The sequence below is a fragment of the Streptomyces sp. NPDC093260 genome (assembly GCF_040683715.1).
Classification (GTDB): domain Bacteria; phylum Actinomycetota; class Actinomycetes; order Streptomycetales; family Streptomycetaceae; genus Streptomyces; species Streptomyces sennicomposti.
Window position 1 is genome coordinate 14,920 of sequence record NZ_JBFBEK010000030.1, and the last position, 17,891, is coordinate 32,810.

A 17,891-nucleotide genomic window follows, 5' to 3' on the forward strand; every position below is an offset into this window, starting at 1 on the left:
CGCAGCCCTCGGAGCGTGTTCTCGGCGCAAGTCATCAGGATCCACGCCGCAGAGGTTGCATGTGCTCGAAGTGAACGTGCCCGCATGCGGGCTTCCTGGCGGTGACCCATGGCGGATGGGAGGCCGAAGCGGCGGCAGGCCCCTGCCCACCTGCGGCCCCCGAAAACGCTGGCTTCACGGCCGCTCTGGCCGGTGGCCGAAGCCTGGCGTGGGCATCAACGCGGCCAGATCGTGGTTGAGCCGGACGACGTTGACGCCTCCCTGACCCAGGAAGCCCAGCTGGCGCCCCCTGACCTGTGCGGCGACAAGCTTGCGAACCGCGGCCAAGTCCAACCCCCGGGCTTTCGCCACCCGGTTCACCTGCTCGTAGGCGTACGCGGGTGAGATGTCCGGGTCGAGTCCTGAGCCGGAGGCGGTGACCGCGTCAGCGGGAACACTGCCCGGCCGTACGCCGTCGAACGCGGCTACCGCAGCACGGCGCTGGGCGATCGCCCTGATCAGCGTGGTGTTGTTGGGGCCGAGGTTGGAGGCGCCGGAGCTGGTCGGGTCGTAGCCGGTGCTTCCCGCCGCGGACGGGCGGGGCTGGAACCACCGGGGGTCGGGTGCCTGCGTGGTCTGGCCTGGGCGCGGCGGGCGATCGAAGTTCTGGCCGATGAGACCGGAGGCGACCGGACGTCCGCCGTCCTTGATCATGGATCCGTTGGCCTGGTGCGGAAAGAGGCCCTGGGCAATGCCGGTGACGGCCAGCGGATAGGCGATGCCGGTGATCACGGTGAAGACCAGCAGCATGCGCAGCGCCGCCAGGTGGTGGCGGACCACGTGGGTGAGAGAGCCGAACATGAGGATCGCCCTCCTTGTCGCTCAGTGCAGTCCGGGGACGAACTGGATGATCAGGTCGATGGCCTTGATGCCGAGGAACGGCAGCACCAGGCCCCCAAGGCCGTATAGCCGGATGTTGCGGCTGAGCAGCGCGGCCGCCGATGACGGTCGGTAGCGGACGCCTCGCAGGGCCAGCGGGATCAGCACGATGATGATCAGTGCGTTGAAGGTGATCGCGGAGGAGATGGCCGAGGTCGGGCTGTGCAGAGCCATGACATTGAGATGGCGCAGGCCCGGGTAGACGCTCGCGAACATCGCGGGGATGATCGCGAAATACTTCGCGATGTCGTTGGCGATGGAGAAGGTCGTCAACGAGCCCCGGGTGATCAGCAGCTGCTTGCCGATTTCTACGATCTCGATCAGCTTGGTCGGGTTGGAGTCGAGGTCGACCATGTTGCCGGCCTCCTTGGCGGCCGACGTACCGGTGTTCATGGCCACGCCGACGTCCGCCTGGGCGAGCGCGGGCGCGTCGTTGGTGCCGTCACCGGTCATGGCGACGAGCTTGCCGCCGGCCCGTTCCCGCTTGATCAGGGCCATTTTGTCCTCAGGAGTGGCCTCGGCGAGGAAATCGTCAACGCCGGCCTCCTTCGCGATCGCCCTGGCCGTCAGCGGGTTGTCACCCGTGATCATCACCGTGCGGATGCCCATGCGACGCAGCTCTTCGAAGCGCTCGCGCATGCCACGCTTGACCACGTCCTTGAGGTGGATGACGCCGAGGATCCGGGCGCTCTCAGCTCCTGCCCGCCGTATCACCTCGCCGACGACGAGCGGCGTGCCGCCGGTGGCGGAGATGCCGTCGACCAGCGGGCCGACCTCGTCAGTGGGGTGGCCGCCGTGCTCGCGGACCCAGCGCATGACAGCGGTGGCCGCGCCCTTGCGAAGGGAGCGGTTGTCCAGCTCGTCGTCGAGGTCCACCCCCGACATCCGGGTCTGCGCGGTGAACGGGACGAATTCGGCGTGCTCCAGCTCGCCCTCGGTCCGCGCGCGCAGCGCGTGGCGTTCCTTGGCGAGGACCACGATCGAGCGCCCTTCCGGTGTCTCGTCGGCGATCGAGGACAGCTGGGCTGCGTCCGCCAGCGTCTCCAGGTCCACGCCGCTGACCGGCAGGAACTCGGCGGCCTGCCGGTTGCCCAGGGTGATGGTGCCGGTCTTGTCCAGCAGCAGGGTGTTGACATCGCCCGCGGCCTCCACGGCGCGCCCGGACATGGCCAGCACGTTGCGCTGCACCAGCCGGTCCATGCCCGCGATGCCGATCGCGGAGAGCAGCGCGCCGATCGTGGTCGGGATCAGTGCGACGACCAGCGCCACGAGGATGACGATGGGCTGTTCGGCGCCGGCGAAGATAGCGAAGGGCTGCAGGGTCACCACAGCGATCAGGAAGATGATGGTCAGCGAGGCCAGGACGATGTTGAGCGCGATCTCGTTCGGGGTCTTCTGCCGGGCCGCGCCCTCCACCAGTGCGATCATCCGGTCGATGAAGGTCTCCCCGGGTTTCGAGGTGATCCGCACCACGATGCGGTCGGAGAGCACCTTCGTCCCGCCCGTCACGGCCGAGCGGTCGCCGCCCGATTCACGGATCACCGGCGCCGACTCACCCGTGATCGCGGACTCGTCCACGCTCGCGATGCCCTCGACCACATCGCCGTCACCGGGGATGACCTCACCGGCTTCGACCACGACCAGATCGCCGAGCCGCAGTTCGGTCCCCGGCATCTCCTCAGTGACCTCCGGTGCACCGGCTTCCCGGGCACGGATGACACGGCGGGCCATGGTGTCCTTCCTCGCCCGGCGCAGGGTCTCCGCCTGCGCCTTGCCGCGTCCTTCCGCGACCGCCTCCGAGAGGTTGGCGAAGACCACGGTCAGCCAAAGCCAGACGGTGATCACCCAGGCGAAGACGCTCGGGTCCCGAATTGCCGACAGAGTGGTCAGCACGGCACCGACCTCGACCACGAACATCACGGGGTTCTTGACCATGAGGCGTGGGTCGAGCTTGCGCAGCGCGTCGGGTACGGAGCCGATGAGCAGCCTCGGGTCCAGCATTCCCGCGGAGAGTCGCTGGGGTGCAACGCCCGGCGGGTCCTTCGACGTCTTGGCTTCCAAGGTGGTGGGCATCAGTGCAGCCCCTCCGCGAGCGGCCCCAGCGCGAGCGCGGGCAGGTAGGTGAGGCCGACGACAATGAGGATCACGGCGGACAGCAGGCCGACGAACTGCGGCCGATGGGTGGGCAGCGTGCCCGCCGTGATGGGCACCGGCTGCTGCTGGGCGAGCGATCCGGCCAGCGCCAGCACGAACACCATCGGCAGGAAACGGCCCAGGAGCATAGCGAGCCCGAGCGCGGTGTTGTACCAGACGGTGTTCGCGCTCAGCCCCGCGAACGCGGACCCGTTGTTGTTGGCCGCCGAGGTGAAGGCGTACAGCACCTCGGAGAAGCCGTGCGGACCGTGGTTGAGCATCGCCGCCCGCTCGCCTGGCAGGGCCATCGTGACACCGGTGCCGGCCAGCACGATCGCCGGGGTGGTGAGGATGTACAGCGAGGCGTACTTCATCTCCCGGCCGCGCAGCTTCTTGCCCAGGTACTCCGGTGTACGGCCGACCATGAGACCCGCGATGAAGACCGCCACGACGGCAAGGATCAGGATTCCGTAGAGCCCTGACCCCGTGCCGCCCGGCGCGATCTCGCCGAGCATCATGTTGAAGATCGTCAGACCGCCGCCGCCCGGCGTGTACGAGTCATGGGAGGAGTTGACCGCCCCACAGGACGTCAGCGTTGTGGACACGGCGAACAGAGCCGAGGCCCAGATCCCGAAGCGCTGCTCCTTGCCCTCCATCATCCCGCCAGCCACATGTCCGGTCGAACTGCTCACGCTGTGCAGCTCGTTGGCGGTGACGACGGCCACCGAGGCGGCCCAGACCAGCGCCATCACGGCAACGATGGCGTAGCCCTGGCGGATGTCGCCGACCATCTTCCCGAAGGTGCGCGGCAGCGAGAAGCCGATCACCAGGAGCAGGTAGATCTCCAGCCAGTTCGTGAACGCGTTGGGGTTCTCGAAGGGGTGGGCGGAGTTGGCGTTGTAGAAACCGCCACCGTTTGTACCGAGTTCCTTGATGGCCTCCTGGGAGGCGACCGGACCGCCGGGGACGGACTGGTGCTGACCGGCGATGGTGGTGATCGACTGGAAGCCGTGGAAGTTCTCGATCGAGCCCGCGGCGACCAGCACGACCGCCATGACCAGTGAGACCGGCAGCAGTACCCGCAGCACGATCCGGGTGAGGTCCTGCCAGAAGTTGCCGACCCGGTCGGTCTTCTTGCGGGAGAACCCGCGGATCAGCGCGGCGACCACGGCGATCCCGACCGCCGCCGAGACGAAGTTCTGCACCGCCAGGCCCGCCATCTGTACCAGATGCCCCAGGGCTGACTCTCCCGAGTACGCCTGCCAGTTGGTGTTGGTGACGAAGGAAGCGGCGGTGTTGAAGGACAGGTCGGGAGCAACCGGCTTCGTGCCGAGAGAGAGGAACAGATCGCCCTGCATACGCAGGAAGCCATAGAGGAACACCACCGAGACCACCGAGAACGCCAGCACGCTGCGCAGATAGCCGGGCCACGTCTGCTCGGCGTCCGCGTGCACGCCGCCGATCCGGTAGACCAGGCGCTCCACCCGCCAGTGACGGGGGGAGGCGAGGACATGGGCCAAGTAGTCGCCGAGCGGGCGGAAGGTCAGGGCCAGCGCGCCGACCAGGGCGATGATCTGCAGCCAGCCCGCGAGATCGGCGTTCATGGAGCACCTCTCAAGCTACGGACCAAACGGGACGCAGCTAGAACTTCTCGGGGAAGATCAGGCACAGGACCAGGTAGATCACCAGACAGACGGCGACGACCAAGCCGACCACGTTGTCCACGCTCACAGCCGGCTCACTCCCTTGGCGACCAGACCGATCAGGGCGAACACGGCGATGGCGAGAACGATGAATCCAACATCCGGCATGAGAGACACCCCGTAGCGACGACGGGAAGGGAATGATCGACTGCGGCGTAACAATGTGGGAACAGGGAAAAGGTTCATGTCGGCAGAAACAGGCCTATTCAGTACAGTTTCGCACCACGTGCTCGGCGAGCCTCGTTAGCGGTGGCTTAACGCTACCGGGCATCTATTTGACGAGTTCTTGATGGCGCTGCCCAAGCGGCTGTCGCGACGTTCCCATTCCTCTGATTCCGTTGATCCTGAACGTCTGGCTTCGGCGACCTCGCCGACGAGACGCACAGCGCCGACGGGAAGAGGCAGTTTTCCTTCCAGCCGTTCGGCGCTTGTCCCGCGGGTGCGGTGGGCCACAACCAGGCGGCACACAGGCGGTCGAGCGAGGGCGCGGCCGACACCTTCAGAGCGGCGCCGACCGCGCTCGGGGAGCCGTCCAGGAAGTGAGCAGCGGACCATAACGTGTCGACCGGCTCAGCGGCCCGGACCGGTGAACGCCAGCTGAACGGCCGGACACGAGCCTGCCGGACTCCCGCCCCGACGGTCAATGCGGCAAAGGCGACAGCCAGCATGGCAGCCGCCACGTTGGCACGAGCGGCGGCGGGGAGCCTCGTCCAGACCGAGGACAGAAAAGCGACCGTAAGACCGTCGTAGTGCAGGTAGGACAGGCTCATCCGGGCCTCCGTTGCACTGCTGCGCAACTATGGCAGGCGGCGACCGCCATACCGGTGGCCTCAAGTGGAGATTCATCCCTCCAACCAGTCCCACGTCAGCGCGCTCCGCCAACGGGCTGTCGAGTACCGCAGGATGAACGTCCGTCACTGGGGGCCGGATCGTTGAGGTGTGGGCGGTCGGCGACGACCAGGAGTTGGCGAGGCGTGGGGCCACGGATCGTGGATCTGGGATCGCTCTGGGGCGAGTACGAGTACGTGACCAACGTCGGCTACGCGGCCTGGTGGGTGCGCCTGGGGGTGCCCGCTCGTGATGACGGCACGCGATGAGCGGTCCGCCGACGGGGGGACGGCGAACCGCTCATCGCTGCGATCATGCACGGTTGCGCCGCGGGGCTGCTACTTCTTGGTCTTGTGACAGGCCCACTTGCCGTTGACCTTGGTGTAGTGCTCGCCCTTGGGGCACTTCTTGTGCTGCGGGGTCTTGGTGGGGTCGGGCTTGGGCGCCGCGTGATGGCTCGCCGCGACCGTGGAGTGGGTCGGCGCCGCGACGGCGGCGCTGGTGGAGGCTACGGCCGCCCCGCCGGCGAAGACGCCCGCAGCGACGGCAGCGGCCAGAGTGCGGGTGATCGTGCTGCGCATGATCGTCGCCTCTCTGTGGTCGGCGTTTCCTTCCACCCACGAGTCTGGCCAGTCCTCCCCAAGGGTGCATCTCGATCAGCAAGCCGGTCTGCTTGGGCTGCGAAGACGGCCCCGCAGCCGCCGCGTCCTGTGCGGAGCCGACCGCATCGCCTCGCCTGAGGAGATCGGTATGAGGAGCGGACTGGTTGCGGCAGCAGGCCGGCCGCTGACAGCGCCCGGCGGTGGCGGCATCGGCTGGACACGAGGCGCACCGCCGGGCGGCCCAGTCTCCCACCGCCCCGGTCTGGGGCTCCGGGCGGCCCAAGGCGATGATCGCGCGGTGCGCGGACTCGCAGCCCGACCTCACACGCGCCCCAAACGACAGTGCGGGGACCGCCGGGGTCAACCACCGCCTCCCGTACCCTGACGCCACCTCAACCGGTCCACCTGTCAAAGACGCCAGGAGCTCGAGGAGTCGACGCTCCGCCGCCCGGGTCCCGCGGCGAAGATGAAGACGGCGAGCCCGGCAAGCAGCAGCAGGACGGCGACGATGAGTACGGGCCGACGGCCGTACCGGTCGGACAGGGCCCCGGCCCCGCTGTTGAGTTGAGGGGCACAAGGGCGTCCGTGCAGCGGCGGGCTGCGGTGCCGACGACGAGGTCGTCGAGCCGGAGTGGTGCGGCGACGGCGTGGCGGCGCAGGGGCGAGCGAGCAGGGCCGGTCAGACCGAAGGATTCGACGAGGTGATCGTCGGCTCCGGCGTCCAGGCCGGGCGATCACACCAATGCCCTCACTGAGCACTGCTGATCACTAGTGCATGTTCCTGACCGGTCTGATCGGGTGCCTCAGTGTGACACGTATGGACACGCACTGCGCCGCGGCCGTCCGCCCGACACGCAACCTGACCTGCTGAACACCCTCGTTCAGGATGCGTTCAGGCACTCTGTGCCACGGTCGGGTATCACGGCTGCGTCGCGGCCGCTCATCTCACAGGGCGCTCGTCCCGCTTCCCGTGGGCGAGCGCCCTGCCGCCTCGACTGGACAGGAGAAAGCGACGTGGGAAAACCGGAGGTCCTCACCGACCTCGACGTGGCGGGCACGTCGAGTACGACCAAGTCGGTGATGAAGAAGCTGCCCGAGGTCACGCTGGCGTTCTGGATCATGAAGATCGCGGCGACGACCCTGGGTGAGACGGCGGGCGACCTCTTCGCGCAGACACTGAAGCTGGGCTACTTCCTCACCACGGTCGTGCTGTTCCTGGTCTTCCTGGTGACGCTGGTCGTCCAGCTGCGTTCCAGCTACTACAATCCGTTTTTCTACTGGACCGTGATCCTGTCGACTTCCATGGCCGGCACCACGATGTCCGACTTCATGAATCGTGACGCCAGTGCGAAGTACCTATCCGGCGGTGCGACGAAACTGGGGTGGGGCCCGCAGGGTCTTGGTCTCGGCTATCCGGAGGGCGCGGCGATCCTGATCTCGATCCTGCTGCTGATCTTCCTCGGCTGGAAGCTGAGCGGGATGACCTTCCAGATCACCGACATCGTCACCTTCAGGGGCGAGGCTCTGTTCTGGTCGGCGATCCTCGTGTCGAACACCCTCGGCACCTCCATGGGTGACTTCCTCTCCGACAGTTCGGGCCTCGGTTATGCCGGCGGTGCGCTGCTCGTGACCGGGGTGCTCGCTGTGCTGGTGGCGCTGATGAAGGTGCCCGCGGTGCCGAACGTACTGCTGTTCTGGATCGCCTTCGTCCTCACCCGCCCGCTCGGTGCCACCGCGGGCGACTTCCTCACCAAGCCGGTCGCCAAGGGCGGCCTGGACCTGGGCACGGCCGGCTCGTCCGCCGTCCTGCTCGCCGTCCTGTTCGGCTTGATGGCCTATGCCCAGTTGCAGGAGCGCCGGACTGCCGCAGGGGAGGGGCAGGCCCCGGTCACCCGGCGCGCTGACTGACGGAGAACCGAGCCCCGAGCGCGTGCCCGGGGCCGTAGGACTACGTCAGCGCTGACGGCGCGGGTCAGGCGCCGCCCGAGTGACAGCCCAGGCCGGCGCCGTGGTGCCCGTCACCGGCGTCGGCAGCCGGCTCTCCCGTGACCGCCTGTGGCACGCCAGGACCGTCGCCGGTGACGTCGATCCGCCGGGTCCTTGGAGACGTAGCGCGACAGCCGGGCGGGTGGCCTCGGCCACCGCGGGGCGGCATCGCGGGCGTGCTGGTGTGGCGGCGGAGGTGGGCGCGGAGGCGGGCGAGCAGGACGGTGAGGCTGAAGGGTTTGACGAGGTAGTCGTCGGCTCCGCCGTCGAGGCCGGCGATGATGTCGATGTCGTCGGTGCGTGCGGTGAGGATGATGATCAGCAGGTCGGGGAGGCGGGCCCGCAGGGTGCGGGCGGTGTCGATGCCGCCCGCGTCGGACAGGCCGAGGTCAAGGACGAGGGCGTCGTACGGGGTGCGGGCGGTTTCGGCCTCGGCCTGCCCCGTGCCCAGACGCTGGACGTCCTGGAACCCGGCCAGCTCGGCGCTCTCGTGACCCGCAAGCGCCCCTTCCTCTTCGGCGGGTCAGCCGCCGGCACGGCCGAACTCACCATCGGTGCGCTGGCCAAGCACATGGCCTTGCTGGCCGCCGCGTCGGACACGCCGTTGCACAGCGCAACAGGCCTGGCCGACACCCCTGCGGACCCCTGTCCCACCGAGGCCCACGACGCCTCACCGCCTACCGAGCTCGTCAGACAGCGGTCACGGCAGACCAGCTCCCGGGGCTACCGCCCGACCAGGTACACCCCGCCCTCGGTGCAAGTGTCTGTCTCCGCTCCGGGCAGAGCAGGCTGGTGAACTGCTCGGTGCCGGGGAGCGGTTCGGCGGCCGCCGGTGGGGTCAGGCCGGCCGACGGGTTTTGTCGTGGATCCGTAACAGCGCCTGATCGCACAGAACCAGGCAGAAGGGCGGCTCATCTGAATGATCAGCCAGGGCGCCAACCGGGCGCCCTGGCGACAGGGGGCGGGCCTCCCTGCAGGGGCCCGCGGGAGGAGAAGTCCATGACCAGGACGAAGAAGGCCGGGACGAAGGCGCGGGGCGGCCGTGCGATGGTGGTCGGCGCGCTGGGTCTGGCCTCGGTGGCGCTGGCCGCCGTGCCGGCGTTCGCCAAGGGCGACGTGGACGTCACGGCGCCCCGCACGGCGCACGTCGGCAAGACCTTCACGATCACGGCGCACGGCAACGACGACAGCGCCGGTTACCTGCACCAGCTGTGCCTGGAGGAGCGCAGCGGCAAGCAGCCGTGGCACCAGGAGAACTGCAGCACCCCGGCCAGGGGTGAGGCCCGGGTCACCGCGCACGGCTCGGCCGCGCACCGTGGCGACCTTCAGTTCCGTGCCGTGCTGTACGGCCTGACCAGCAAGCATGACCACCACCCCAGGCGCCTGCACGCCTCGGACGTGGTCACGGTCCACGTCCGCTGAGCCACCAGCCCGGCCGCGGACAGCTGGCACAGCCACTGCCCGCGGCCGCGCGGACGGGGCGGTGACGCATGGCGCCGCGCAGCCACGATGCGCAGGCCAGATGTCTCGCTGGTGCCGGGAAGGCCATCGGGTCCGATGCGCTGCGCGGCACAGTGGCGGAGGATGGACGAAGCCGGGCAGGCGGCCGCAAAGCCGGCCCGGCGAGGAGGCGCGGCATGGCGAAACCGGTCGTAGTGGGAGTCGACGGCTCACCGTCCAGCCTGGACGCGGTCGAGACGGCGGCACACGAGGCGGTGTCGAGAGGGGCCGGCCTGCGGCTGGTGCACGCCTTCGGGTGGCCGTCGATCCATCCACCGCCTGGTGGGCCTCCTTGGAGTCCTGCCAGGGCGGGGGTGCGCGAGCTGGTGGACGGCACGCTGGCCGAGGCCGAGCAGCGGGCACAGGCGATCGCGCCGCATCTGGACATCTCACGAGAGGTAACCGTCGGCGAGCCACTGATGGTGCTGGAGATCGAGTCGCGCACCGCCTCGCTCGTAGTGGTGGGCAGCCGCGGACTGGGCGCGTTCGGCGGCCTGCTCCTCGGTTCGACCGCCGTGCATCTGGCCGCGTACGGCCATTGCCCGGTGCTGGTGGTACGGGACAGGCCGAATGCGACCGGACCCGTACTGCTGGCGGTGGACGGCTCCCCGGCAGGCGAGCGAGCTGTCGAGTTCGCCTTTGCCGAAGCGTCGATGCGCGGTGCGGACTTGCTGGCCCTGCACGTGTGGAACACCTGGAGCGAACGGGCCTACGAGGGACCGGGCGACCCGCTGAACATGGTGGTCGACATCGACCGGCTCCGCGAGGAGGAGCAACGGCTGCTGGACGACACCCTGCCTCCGTGGCAGACGCGCTACTCCCAGGTCACGGTGGAGCGACGCCTGGTGCGCTCCCGGATCCGCCCGGCGCTGATCGAAGCGAGTCATGATGCACAGCTGGTCGTGGCGGGCGCGCGTGGACGCGGCGGTTTCACCGGCCTGCTGCTCGGCTCGGTCAGCCAGGCCCTGCTGCATCACGCGCACTGCTCCGTCGCGGTGGTCCGCGGCAAGGAGTGACCGCCGCCACCCGTTCGTCGGGCCTTCGACGTCAGCACCGGTCAGGGGAGTCGGCCGCTGGCGACGGCGGCTGTGTCGGAGCGGGAGAAGCTGACGGCCAAGCCCAGGGGGGAACCGCCTGGTGGCATGTCGTGCTCTGCGAAGGGTTTCCGCACAGCTGGGGACGGCGGAGCCGGATGGGGCGTTGGGTCCTCCGGCCCTGCATCCGGGAACTGTGGCCCAGATCGGCTCAGTTCCACCGATCCATCCTGGTAGCGCTGGAGCAGTCAGCCGAGGGAAGTGATCGGCATGATGTGGTACGACGGCGGATGGGGCTGGGACGGCTGGCTCGTCATGACGGTGTTCATGGTGCTGTTCTGGGCGGTCCTGATCGTCGGGCTCATCGCACTCGTGCGCTATCTCGCCGGTGCCCGTCACCATCAGCAGCCCGGCTCGCCGCCACCGCCCGGCGAGGGCGGGTGGCAGGACCGACGGGCCGAGAGCCTGCTCGCCGAGCGGTTCGCGCGCGGGGAGATCGACGAGGACGAGTACAAACGTCGGCTCGCGGTGCTTCGGGAGCAGCGGTGAACCCGCATCGTCGCCGAAGGGTCTGGTCGGCGGTCGCCGTTGCCGCCGCGGCCTTGGTCCTGGGCGTCACCACGACGGGTCTGATGGCCGCGTCCGGTGCCTCCCATGAACCTGGACGGTGTACGACAGGCCTCGACTGACCCGAACGCCGGACTTCCAAGCGTGTTGGTCCGGGGTAGCCCGGCGGTACCAGGCGGCCGGGTTAGCCTCGACCGGGCATGCCACGCGGGCGTACGGGAGGTGTCGAGGTGCCGACGGTCGGGTCACGCACGGACGCGACGACCCTGCCGATCATCCTCGGTCTTGCCCTGGCTTTCGCGGTCACGGTCGTCGACCCGCTGGTGCTCAGCCTGAACCTGCCGCAGGTGAGCCGGGCTCTTCACGCACCGCCGCAGGCCCTCGGGTTGCTGAGTGGCGCGGCGACTTTGGTGATGGCTGCCGCCGTTCTCGCCGCGGGCAGCCTCGGGGACATCTTCGGCCTCAAGCGGCTGCTGATGGTGGGACTTGTCGTCGTCACGGTCGTCGACCTGCTCTCCCTGCTCTCCCCTGGCTATGGCTTCCTGCTGGTGATGCGCCTCCTGGACGGGCTGGGGATGACAGCGCTGCTGGGAGTGCCGTTGGCCCTGCTGAAGGTGGCGGTGCCGCCGGAGAAGCGGCCGGTGGGCATCGGCATCTTCATGGCTGTCACGATGATCCTTTGCGGGGTGGTACCTGCGTTCACGGGCTGGATGGTGGCGGCCGTCGGCTGGCGGTCCCTGTTCCTGATCGCCCCCCTGCTGTGCCTGGTTTCGCTCTGGTTGACGGCCCGCCGCGTCCCGGAGTCACCCGTCCAGCAGGGCCGTCGCCTGGACATCGTCGGTGTGGCGTTGATCGGGACCGCCCTGCTGGCCCTCGTCGTCGGCCTCGCGGCGGCACAGAACGGCATCTCCCGGCCCGAGACCTGGGTGCCGCTTGTGATCAGCACGGTCGTCGCAGTGCTTTTCGTGCTCCACGAACGTCGCACTGCTGAGCCTGCCCTGGACCTGGCGCTGTTCCGCTGTACACCGTTCAGTGTGGCCTTGGCGGCGACCCTCACGCTGAACTTCCTCGCGGCCGGACTCGGCATCGTCCTGGGACAGTTCGGGAGTATCGTCCTGTCGCTGTCTCCCGAGGCCATTGGCCTGCTGTACCTGCCTGGCACACTGCTGATCGCGGGTGCCGTCATCCTGGCCGGACGCCTGGTGGGGAAGTACACTCCGCGGCCGGTGATGGTCACCGGCCTGCTGGTGATGGCTGCGAGCGGGCTGCTGCTGGCGGGCACCGCCAGCCCGACGATGGCGGTGTGGCTGCTCGTCCTGGCCACATGGTTGTGCAACCTTGGCTCGCTGGTCACCTCAACCTCGGTGTCCGAGACGGTCCTCTCCCAAGCACCGCCCGGGCACTCCGGCACGGTGGCCTCGGTTCAGATGGCCTTCGCCATGACCGGCTCCGCGTTCGGCCCCACGGTCTACCTTCTGCTTTTCGACATCTTCTTCCAGCGACAGTGGCTCGCGGACGCGAAGTCACGCGATCTGTCGGTGAGGAAGGCCGAACAGGCCGTGGATGCCGTACGCAGCGGGATGGCGCAGAATCCGGGTGGCGGCGGATACGACCCGAACCTGCTCCGACAGGCCTCGGGACTCAGACTCGCGCTGGACTTCGCCGGCGGACTGCGGCTCACCATGCTCGCGGTCAGCATCCTGCCGCTCGTTGTGGCGGCGGCGGCCTCCGGGCTGATGCCCCGCTACGAAGAGCCCCGGGCGTAGGGCTCGCTCAGGCCACGGCCCACGCCGGCCTCCGCGCAGCGCCGCCCAGCGGGGGGAAGTGCAGAGCCGAAGCGGCCTCGCACATCGGATGACACCGACCGTGGCCCCGGGGGCAGTCAAGGCGGCGCCACGGTCGTTCGGCAGTGGCGTCAGGCGATACGGCTGATCGGCGGGCACTCCCATCGTGCGTCGACGACTTCGGGACGTGGCAGGTACATGCGCAGTGCGGCGAACCAGATGCCCTGTGCCGGTGTGGGCAGCCAGTTGGACTCCTCGGCAGATCCCGGAGAATCGGACTGCAGACGGATGGTCAGCCTTCCCTCTGCGTCCATGACCAGTCCCCGGGTTCGGTCACCGATGGAGTATCGGCCGATCGGGTTGGGGACCAGGTTCCTGTCCTCGCCATAGACGGTGAGGGACCAGAACGCGTCGACGGGAGGGAGACTTCCCGGCCCGAAGCGCAGTTCGTAGCGGCCCGTGGACAACGTGGCGCCATCAGCGTCGTGGAAGGCGGCCAGGTAGACCGCTTCCTCGGGATCGTTGGCGGCGACACCGGCCAGGGACTGCTCCGCGGCTCGCCGCAGGAAATCGTCTCCGAACCGTCCCATCTGCGGTGGCGGGTATCGCCAGCCGTTGACGACATGCGCCCATTCCCCACTGAGCAGCTGCTTTTCGAGCATGGGTACACCGATGGCCGCGGCCCGCACCAGGCTCTGCTTGACGGCTTCGGGCTGGGCTTCGACGTCGATGCCGGGCCCGATGCCGATCTCCGCGAACTGTTTGAGCAGGACCTCGTGGTGCGGCGGCGGCGGATTCTCGGCCAGCATCGCGTTCAGGGTCTTCCACGGCCCGAGAGGGTCCCTTGCCGCGTCGATCGGTTCCAGCACGTCGCGCCGCGCCGGTACCTGCGCTCCCGTTCTTCCGAACAGGTGGAGCGGGACCAACCGGTACCGATCCTGGAGTGCGTGGACCTTCGGGAGGTCCTGCTCGCCTTCGACCAGGGTCCGGCCGACGATGAGGATCCAGGGGCTGGGTGCGGTCGTCGTGCGACGCACCCCTTCGGGGAGGTCCCCGCTCCATCCCGGCCCGAGGAGGGCGAAATCACCGGCGTTCGGGCCGGTAACGCGCCCGCCCACGTAGTCGTAGTTGTCGGAGGTGATGCCGACCAGTTCGAAGGTGAAGTACCGTTTCCCCATGTCCGGGTGCGAGAGGATGACGGGTTCCTCGCTCAGGTCCACCCAGGCGAACGAGTACAGCGTGTCGTTGTTGGGGCACAAGCCCTGTCGATCGGAGGCGTCGAAGAGCTTCCGGGCGTGCCAGAAGTGGTTGACGGGGGCGTACGGCGTCGCGTCGGTGTCGGGCTCCAGGGTCACCCACCGGTGGCGGAGCCCGGCATTGCAGATGTAAGGGAACCCGTAGACGAAGGCCTGTTCCCCGAGCGTGTAGGCGTATTCCCGGTGCCAGTCGGTCACATGGCCGGTCAGCACCGGCTTGACCGACTCCCACATCAAGGGCAGCGCCTGCGATGTACTGCGGGCACGCCCGGCCGTTGTTCCCGGGTGGCGCACGGCGTCGGCCGTGGCCTTGCCCGTCGCCACCGCGGCCTTGCCGATGGTCGACGCGACTTCGGTGACTTGATGGAGCAGTCGCCGCCCGGGACGGTTGTTCGTGGCTGTAGCGGCCATTGCGGCGTTCCTTTCCAGCGCGGAGCCCCACATCTCCGGCCGCACGGCAGATCGCCGTCGGCGAGCGACCCCGGCTCCTCCTTGTGGGGCCGACGGGCTGCATCGATGACCTCTTCGGCCGGGCGGTCGGTGCTGAAGGACGGCTCGGCTGCCTCGTACGACTCCCCCAGGGAGGCATGGACGAGGTGCAGGGGCAGCCCGTGACGTGCCGCCTCGTCCACGGCCCAGTCGACCGCCGTCAAGCTGGACTCCGATCCGTCGACTCCGGCCACCGGTGGGAGTTCCATCGCCGTCACCGCCTTCGCCGTCCGGCTGCGCGAGCCCCCTGTGAATACCGTCGCACTGCCAAGCCGGCGCCGCGACACGCCACCGGGTCCGGAGCGGCGGGTTTCCGGCTGGTTCGCGGTACGCCCCGTCGCGATGGTTCTCGAGGCAACGGCTGAGCTCACCTCTCCGCCACGCCCTGCAAGGAGGAGATCACCGGAGATCTCCTGCGGCGCACCTTGGGAATCGGTCCCCGGGACATGACAGCAGAGGTCTGCGACGGGCGGGTGACCCCCCACCGGCACCGTCCAGGCCAAGAGTCTGATTCCTGTCATCGAACGGTTGTGCCGTGGTGTCGACGGCGTGGTCTCGGCCACCGCGCGGATCGAGTTCCGGACGGACGGCGCCCGGGATACACCTACCGGGACCCTGTGAACCGGTTCCGGTTCACAGGGTTCGTTCGACGGTCCGGCGAGTGCTGCCCCGGGCAGCCATGCCTTCGATGTCGCGTCCAGCGGCCTCCATCAGCTGGTGAGCGAGGTCGATCATGGCCCTGCCCGCCGCCAGCTCGTCGCCGATCTCCGGCACGTTCGTATCCGACGGATTGCAGTGTGCGGTTCCGTGCCCTGCGAGGGCCGTGGCGCCGGTGTTCAGCACCAGATGTGCTTTCGTCGTTCCGTCGTCTTCCTCGAAGAGGTCGAGATGTACCTTCCACTGACCTGTGTGCGACATCGCTTACTCCTTGGCCTCCGCGTCCTGCTCAGCCCGGCCACAGGCAGCGGCGCCGAGGTGGTGTCAGCGGGACGCATGGGATGTCTCGGAACCTGGTGTCGGCCAGCAGGCCGCCGACCGGTCCCCTGGCCCTTTCACGATCGGACGCCGGCGGTCCTCGGTCACAGGGCCGAAGGTCCCCGTGGGGTCGGCGACCGGTCCCGGAAGCCGACGGCGATCCGTCTCTCCGGTCCTGTGGCGGTCACATCTGTGGGACGACGGCGACGGGACACGGTGCGTGATGCAACAGCGCGTGGTTGATCAGGCCGAGCTGCAGGCCCGGATGTCCAAGTCGCCGCCGGGCACCCACGACCAGCAGATCCGCCGTTGACGCGGCCTCCAACAGTGCTGTGCGTGCCGGTTTCTCGATCAGACGCGGGCACACCTCGGCGTCGCGGTACCTTTCCGCGGGCCGGCACAGAGCGTCGTCGAGCACCTGCGCCGGCGGACGCCGATGGGCTTCCAGGAGCCAGGACGAGGCCTGCGGTGTCGTGCAGGCACCGGACGGTGCGCTCCACGCATGCACCGCCTCGAGTCGGCTGTGCCGCACCTGGGCCTCGCGGAACGCAAAGTCCACGGCCGTGCCGCTGCCCTCCCCGTCCTCGACACCCACGACGACGCTTCCGAACCGGGCAGCGCGATGCTCCGCGGTGCCCCGGACCACCACGACCGGGCAGTCAGCGCGTGCCGCCACGGCGAGGCTGACCGAGCCGAGAAGCATGCCGGGAAGATCTCCGAGTCCCCTGTCCCCGAGCACCAGCGCGAAGGCGTTGCGCCCGTGGCCGACCAGGGCGGAGGCCGCGTCCTCGTGCGACACCTCGCTGGACAGCCGCACCCCCGGAGCCCTCTTGCCGGCACGGGCCGAGGCAGCGCTGATCACGTCGGACGCTTCCTGCTCGCCGGCCGCCGCGTGCAGGAGATGGAGCGGGACCCCGTGCCGAGCCGCCTCGGCGGCGGCCCACTCCACCGCCTCCAGGCTGGCGTTGGATCCGTCGACGCCGACCACCAGCGGAATCGTCACCGTATCCGTCTCCTCTCCCGCCGCGTGCCACGGCTCTGGCCCAGCTCACGCGTCCACATGCGCCATGAAGCGGATCAGGGGATCCTCGAATGGGAGAACCCGTCGCGCATGGTCCGACAGGCGACGTCCGGGCCATCCACACAGCCGGACCCGTGCACCGTTCCCCCAGCTTCGTACGAGACGGAGGCCACCGCCATGCAACCGGTCGTCACCGTGGGCCTCGACGGCTCGCCCGAGAGTCTGGCGGCCGCACGGTGGGCCGCAGACGAGGCCGAGAGGCGCAAACTCTCCCTGCGGCTGCTGCACGCGTGGCCGATGCTCGCACCGGAACCGACCCGCGTTCCCGCGGAAGTCGATCAGAACTACTGGGCGAAGCGACTCGTCCATACCGCGCAGGCGGAGCTGCAAGCACGGCACCCAGGCCTGTCCGTCGCCGGGAACCTGGTGGCCGACGACGCCCAGCACGCGCTGCTTCAAGCCGCCTCGGAGTCGGAGATGACCGTCCTCGGTTCCCAGGGACTGGAACCCGTCGTGAGCTACTTCCTGGGGGACATCGGCATGCCTGTGGTGGCGCGGGCCGAGCGGCCCGTGGTGCTGGTGCGCTGCGAACCCGGCGACCAGGGGAGCCCTGCGAAGCCCGCGAACCGTGTCGTTGTGGCGCTGCACCTGCGCGGATCCTCGGACGATCTGCTGGATTTCGCCTTCCACACCGCTGCGGCCAGAGGCGTCCCGCTCCTCGCCGTCCACGGCCGCCGCGTGCCGCTCCACGCACGAGTGCCCAGGGGAGTGGACCACGGGATCAGCGCGCGGATGACGGGAGAGGCGCACGAGCAGCTGAGCCAAGCGCTGTATCCATGGCGGGCGAAGTATCCGCAGGTGGACGTCGCCGACAGCGTCCGTCTCGAAAGTCCGGCAAGGGCTGTCGTACAGGCGGCGGAGGGCGCCGCACTGTTGGTCGTGGGCCGGCGCCGACATCGTGGGGACCTGGCACCCCACCTTGGCCCGGTGGCGCAGGCCGCCGTCCATCACGGACGCTGCCCAGTCGCTGTCGTTCCCCATGACTGAGCCCCGCCTCCGCGCGTCGCGGGCCGACACGTCCACTTCCACGTCGGA

At 69.0% G+C, this 17,891-nt stretch carries 14 protein-coding genes and 2 pseudogenes; 6 read left to right on the forward strand and 10 right to left on the reverse strand.

The genetic code is table 11. The features are described 5' to 3' along the window. Positions 1–174 precede the first annotated feature (174 nt). From kdpC to AB0N63_RS29455, 5 genes are all read right to left on the reverse strand, one after another. Positions 175–840 carry a potassium-transporting ATPase subunit KdpC gene (gene kdpC / locus AB0N63_RS29435; RefSeq protein WP_365533514.1) on the reverse strand — a complete coding sequence of 222 codons (666 nt, stop codon included), beginning with the start codon at positions 838–840 and terminating at the stop codon, positions 175–177. 21 nt (positions 841–861) lie between these two features. After that, complete coding sequence (kdpB, locus tag AB0N63_RS29440; RefSeq protein WP_365533516.1) at positions 862–2,991, reverse strand: potassium-transporting ATPase subunit KdpB; 2,130 nt, start codon at positions 2,989–2,991, stop codon at positions 862–864. Then, the gene (gene kdpA, locus AB0N63_RS29445) at positions 2,991–4,655 is read right to left on the reverse strand and encodes a potassium-transporting ATPase subunit KdpA (protein ID WP_365533519.1); all 1,665 of its coding nucleotides are present in this window, start codon (positions 4,653–4,655) and stop codon (positions 2,991–2,993) included. The genes kdpB and kdpA overlap by 1 nt, the downstream gene beginning before the upstream one ends. Before the next feature lie 37 nt (positions 4,656–4,692). Next, positions 4,693–4,782, reverse strand: coding sequence for a K(+)-transporting ATPase subunit F (gene kdpF, locus AB0N63_RS29450; RefSeq protein ID WP_327245621.1), 90 nt, complete (start codon positions 4,780–4,782; stop codon positions 4,693–4,695). A gap of 1,138 nt (positions 4,783–5,920) precedes the next feature. Further along, complete coding sequence (locus tag AB0N63_RS29455) at positions 5,921–6,163, reverse strand: hypothetical protein (RefSeq protein WP_365533521.1); 243 nt, start codon at positions 6,161–6,163, stop codon at positions 5,921–5,923. A 1,035-nt stretch (positions 6,164–7,198) separates the two neighbouring features. Between AB0N63_RS29455 and AB0N63_RS29460 the strand changes: the two genes are divergently transcribed. Continuing rightward, positions 7,199–8,092, forward strand: a complete 894-nt coding sequence (locus tag AB0N63_RS29460; protein WP_365533523.1) for a hypothetical protein — start codon at positions 7,199–7,201, stop codon at positions 8,090–8,092. 265 nt (positions 8,093–8,357) lie between these two features. Here the strand turns inward: AB0N63_RS29460 and AB0N63_RS29465 are convergent. Beyond that, positions 8,358–8,624: pseudogene (locus tag AB0N63_RS29465) on the reverse strand (response regulator); the annotation flags it as partial. A gap of 545 nt (positions 8,625–9,169) precedes the next feature. Between AB0N63_RS29465 and AB0N63_RS29470 the strand changes: the two are divergent. The 4 genes from AB0N63_RS29470 to AB0N63_RS29485 all read left to right on the forward strand — a co-directional run bounded on the left by AB0N63_RS29470 (position 9,170) and on the right by AB0N63_RS29485 (position 13,037). Then, the gene (locus AB0N63_RS29470; RefSeq protein WP_365533525.1) at positions 9,170–9,592 is read left to right on the forward strand and encodes a hypothetical protein; all 423 of its coding nucleotides are present in this window, start codon (positions 9,170–9,172) and stop codon (positions 9,590–9,592) included. 215 nt (positions 9,593–9,807) lie between these two features. Beyond that, positions 9,808–10,686: a universal stress protein gene (locus AB0N63_RS29475; RefSeq protein WP_365533528.1), complete on the forward strand. Its 879-nt coding sequence runs from the start codon at positions 9,808–9,810 to the stop codon at positions 10,684–10,686. Between the two features lie 288 nt (positions 10,687–10,974). Then, entirely contained in the window at positions 10,975–11,253 is a 279-nt protein-coding gene (locus AB0N63_RS29480) for an SHOCT domain-containing protein (RefSeq protein ID WP_365533530.1), read from the forward strand. A gap of 248 nt (positions 11,254–11,501) precedes the next feature. After that, positions 11,502–13,037, forward strand: a complete 1,536-nt coding sequence (locus tag AB0N63_RS29485) for an MFS transporter (protein WP_365533533.1) — start codon at positions 11,502–11,504, stop codon at positions 13,035–13,037. A 149-nt stretch (positions 13,038–13,186) separates the two neighbouring features. Here the strand turns inward: AB0N63_RS29485 and AB0N63_RS29490 are convergent, their stop codons facing one another. The 4 genes and pseudogenes from AB0N63_RS29490 to AB0N63_RS29505 all read right to left on the reverse strand — a co-directional run bounded on the left by AB0N63_RS29490 (position 13,187) and on the right by AB0N63_RS29505 (position 16,778). After that, positions 13,187–14,722, reverse strand: coding sequence for a DUF1254 domain-containing protein (locus AB0N63_RS29490; protein WP_365533535.1), 1,536 nt, complete (start codon positions 14,720–14,722; stop codon positions 13,187–13,189). Positions 14,723–14,826: 104 nt separating this feature from the next. Then, positions 14,827–15,009 (reverse strand): annotated as a pseudogene (locus AB0N63_RS29495) (universal stress protein); the annotation flags it as partial. A 424-nt stretch (positions 15,010–15,433) separates the two neighbouring features. Continuing rightward, the gene (locus AB0N63_RS29500; protein ID WP_365533537.1) at positions 15,434–15,718 is read right to left on the reverse strand and encodes a DUF1876 domain-containing protein; all 285 of its coding nucleotides are present in this window, start codon (positions 15,716–15,718) and stop codon (positions 15,434–15,436) included. Between the two features lie 241 nt (positions 15,719–15,959). Next, a complete protein-coding gene (locus AB0N63_RS29505; protein ID WP_365533539.1) occupies positions 15,960–16,778 on the reverse strand; it encodes a universal stress protein in 819 nt (272 codons plus the stop codon). A 195-nt stretch (positions 16,779–16,973) separates the two neighbouring features. Here AB0N63_RS29505 and AB0N63_RS29510 point away from each other — a divergent pair, with 195 nt between their 5' ends. After that, positions 16,974–17,843: a universal stress protein gene (locus AB0N63_RS29510; protein ID WP_365533541.1), complete on the forward strand. Its 870-nt coding sequence runs from the start codon at positions 16,974–16,976 to the stop codon at positions 17,841–17,843. Positions 17,844–17,891 lie beyond the last annotated feature (48 nt).

Excerpts from the sequence above, each read along its gene's own strand:
- kdpA (WP_365533519.1), bottom strand. The coding sequence starts at position 4,655 with ATGAACGCCGATCTCGCGGGCTGGCTGCAGATCATCGCCCTGGTCGGC.
- AB0N63_RS29480 (WP_365533530.1), top strand. The coding sequence starts at position 10,975 with ATGATGTGGTACGACGGCGGATGGGGCTGGGACGGCTGGCTCGTCATG.
- kdpB (WP_365533516.1), bottom strand. The coding sequence starts at position 2,991 with ATGCCCACCACCTTGGAAGCCAAGACGTCGAAGGACCCGCCGGGCGTT.
- AB0N63_RS29455 (WP_365533521.1), bottom strand. The coding sequence starts at position 6,163 with ATGCGCAGCACGATCACCCGCACTCTGGCCGCTGCCGTCGCTGCGGGC.
- AB0N63_RS29510 (WP_365533541.1), top strand. The coding sequence starts at position 16,974 with ATGCAACCGGTCGTCACCGTGGGCCTCGACGGCTCGCCCGAGAGTCTG.
- kdpC (WP_365533514.1), bottom strand. The coding sequence starts at position 840 with ATGTTCGGCTCTCTCACCCACGTGGTCCGCCACCACCTGGCGGCGCTG.
- AB0N63_RS29490 (WP_365533535.1), bottom strand. The coding sequence starts at position 14,722 with ATGGCCGCTACAGCCACGAACAACCGTCCCGGGCGGCGACTGCTCCAT.
- AB0N63_RS29500 (WP_365533537.1), bottom strand. The coding sequence starts at position 15,718 with ATGTCGCACACAGGTCAGTGGAAGGTACATCTCGACCTCTTCGAGGAA.
- AB0N63_RS29475 (WP_365533528.1), top strand. The coding sequence starts at position 9,808 with ATGGCGAAACCGGTCGTAGTGGGAGTCGACGGCTCACCGTCCAGCCTG.
- AB0N63_RS29470 (WP_365533525.1), top strand. The coding sequence starts at position 9,170 with ATGACCAGGACGAAGAAGGCCGGGACGAAGGCGCGGGGCGGCCGTGCG.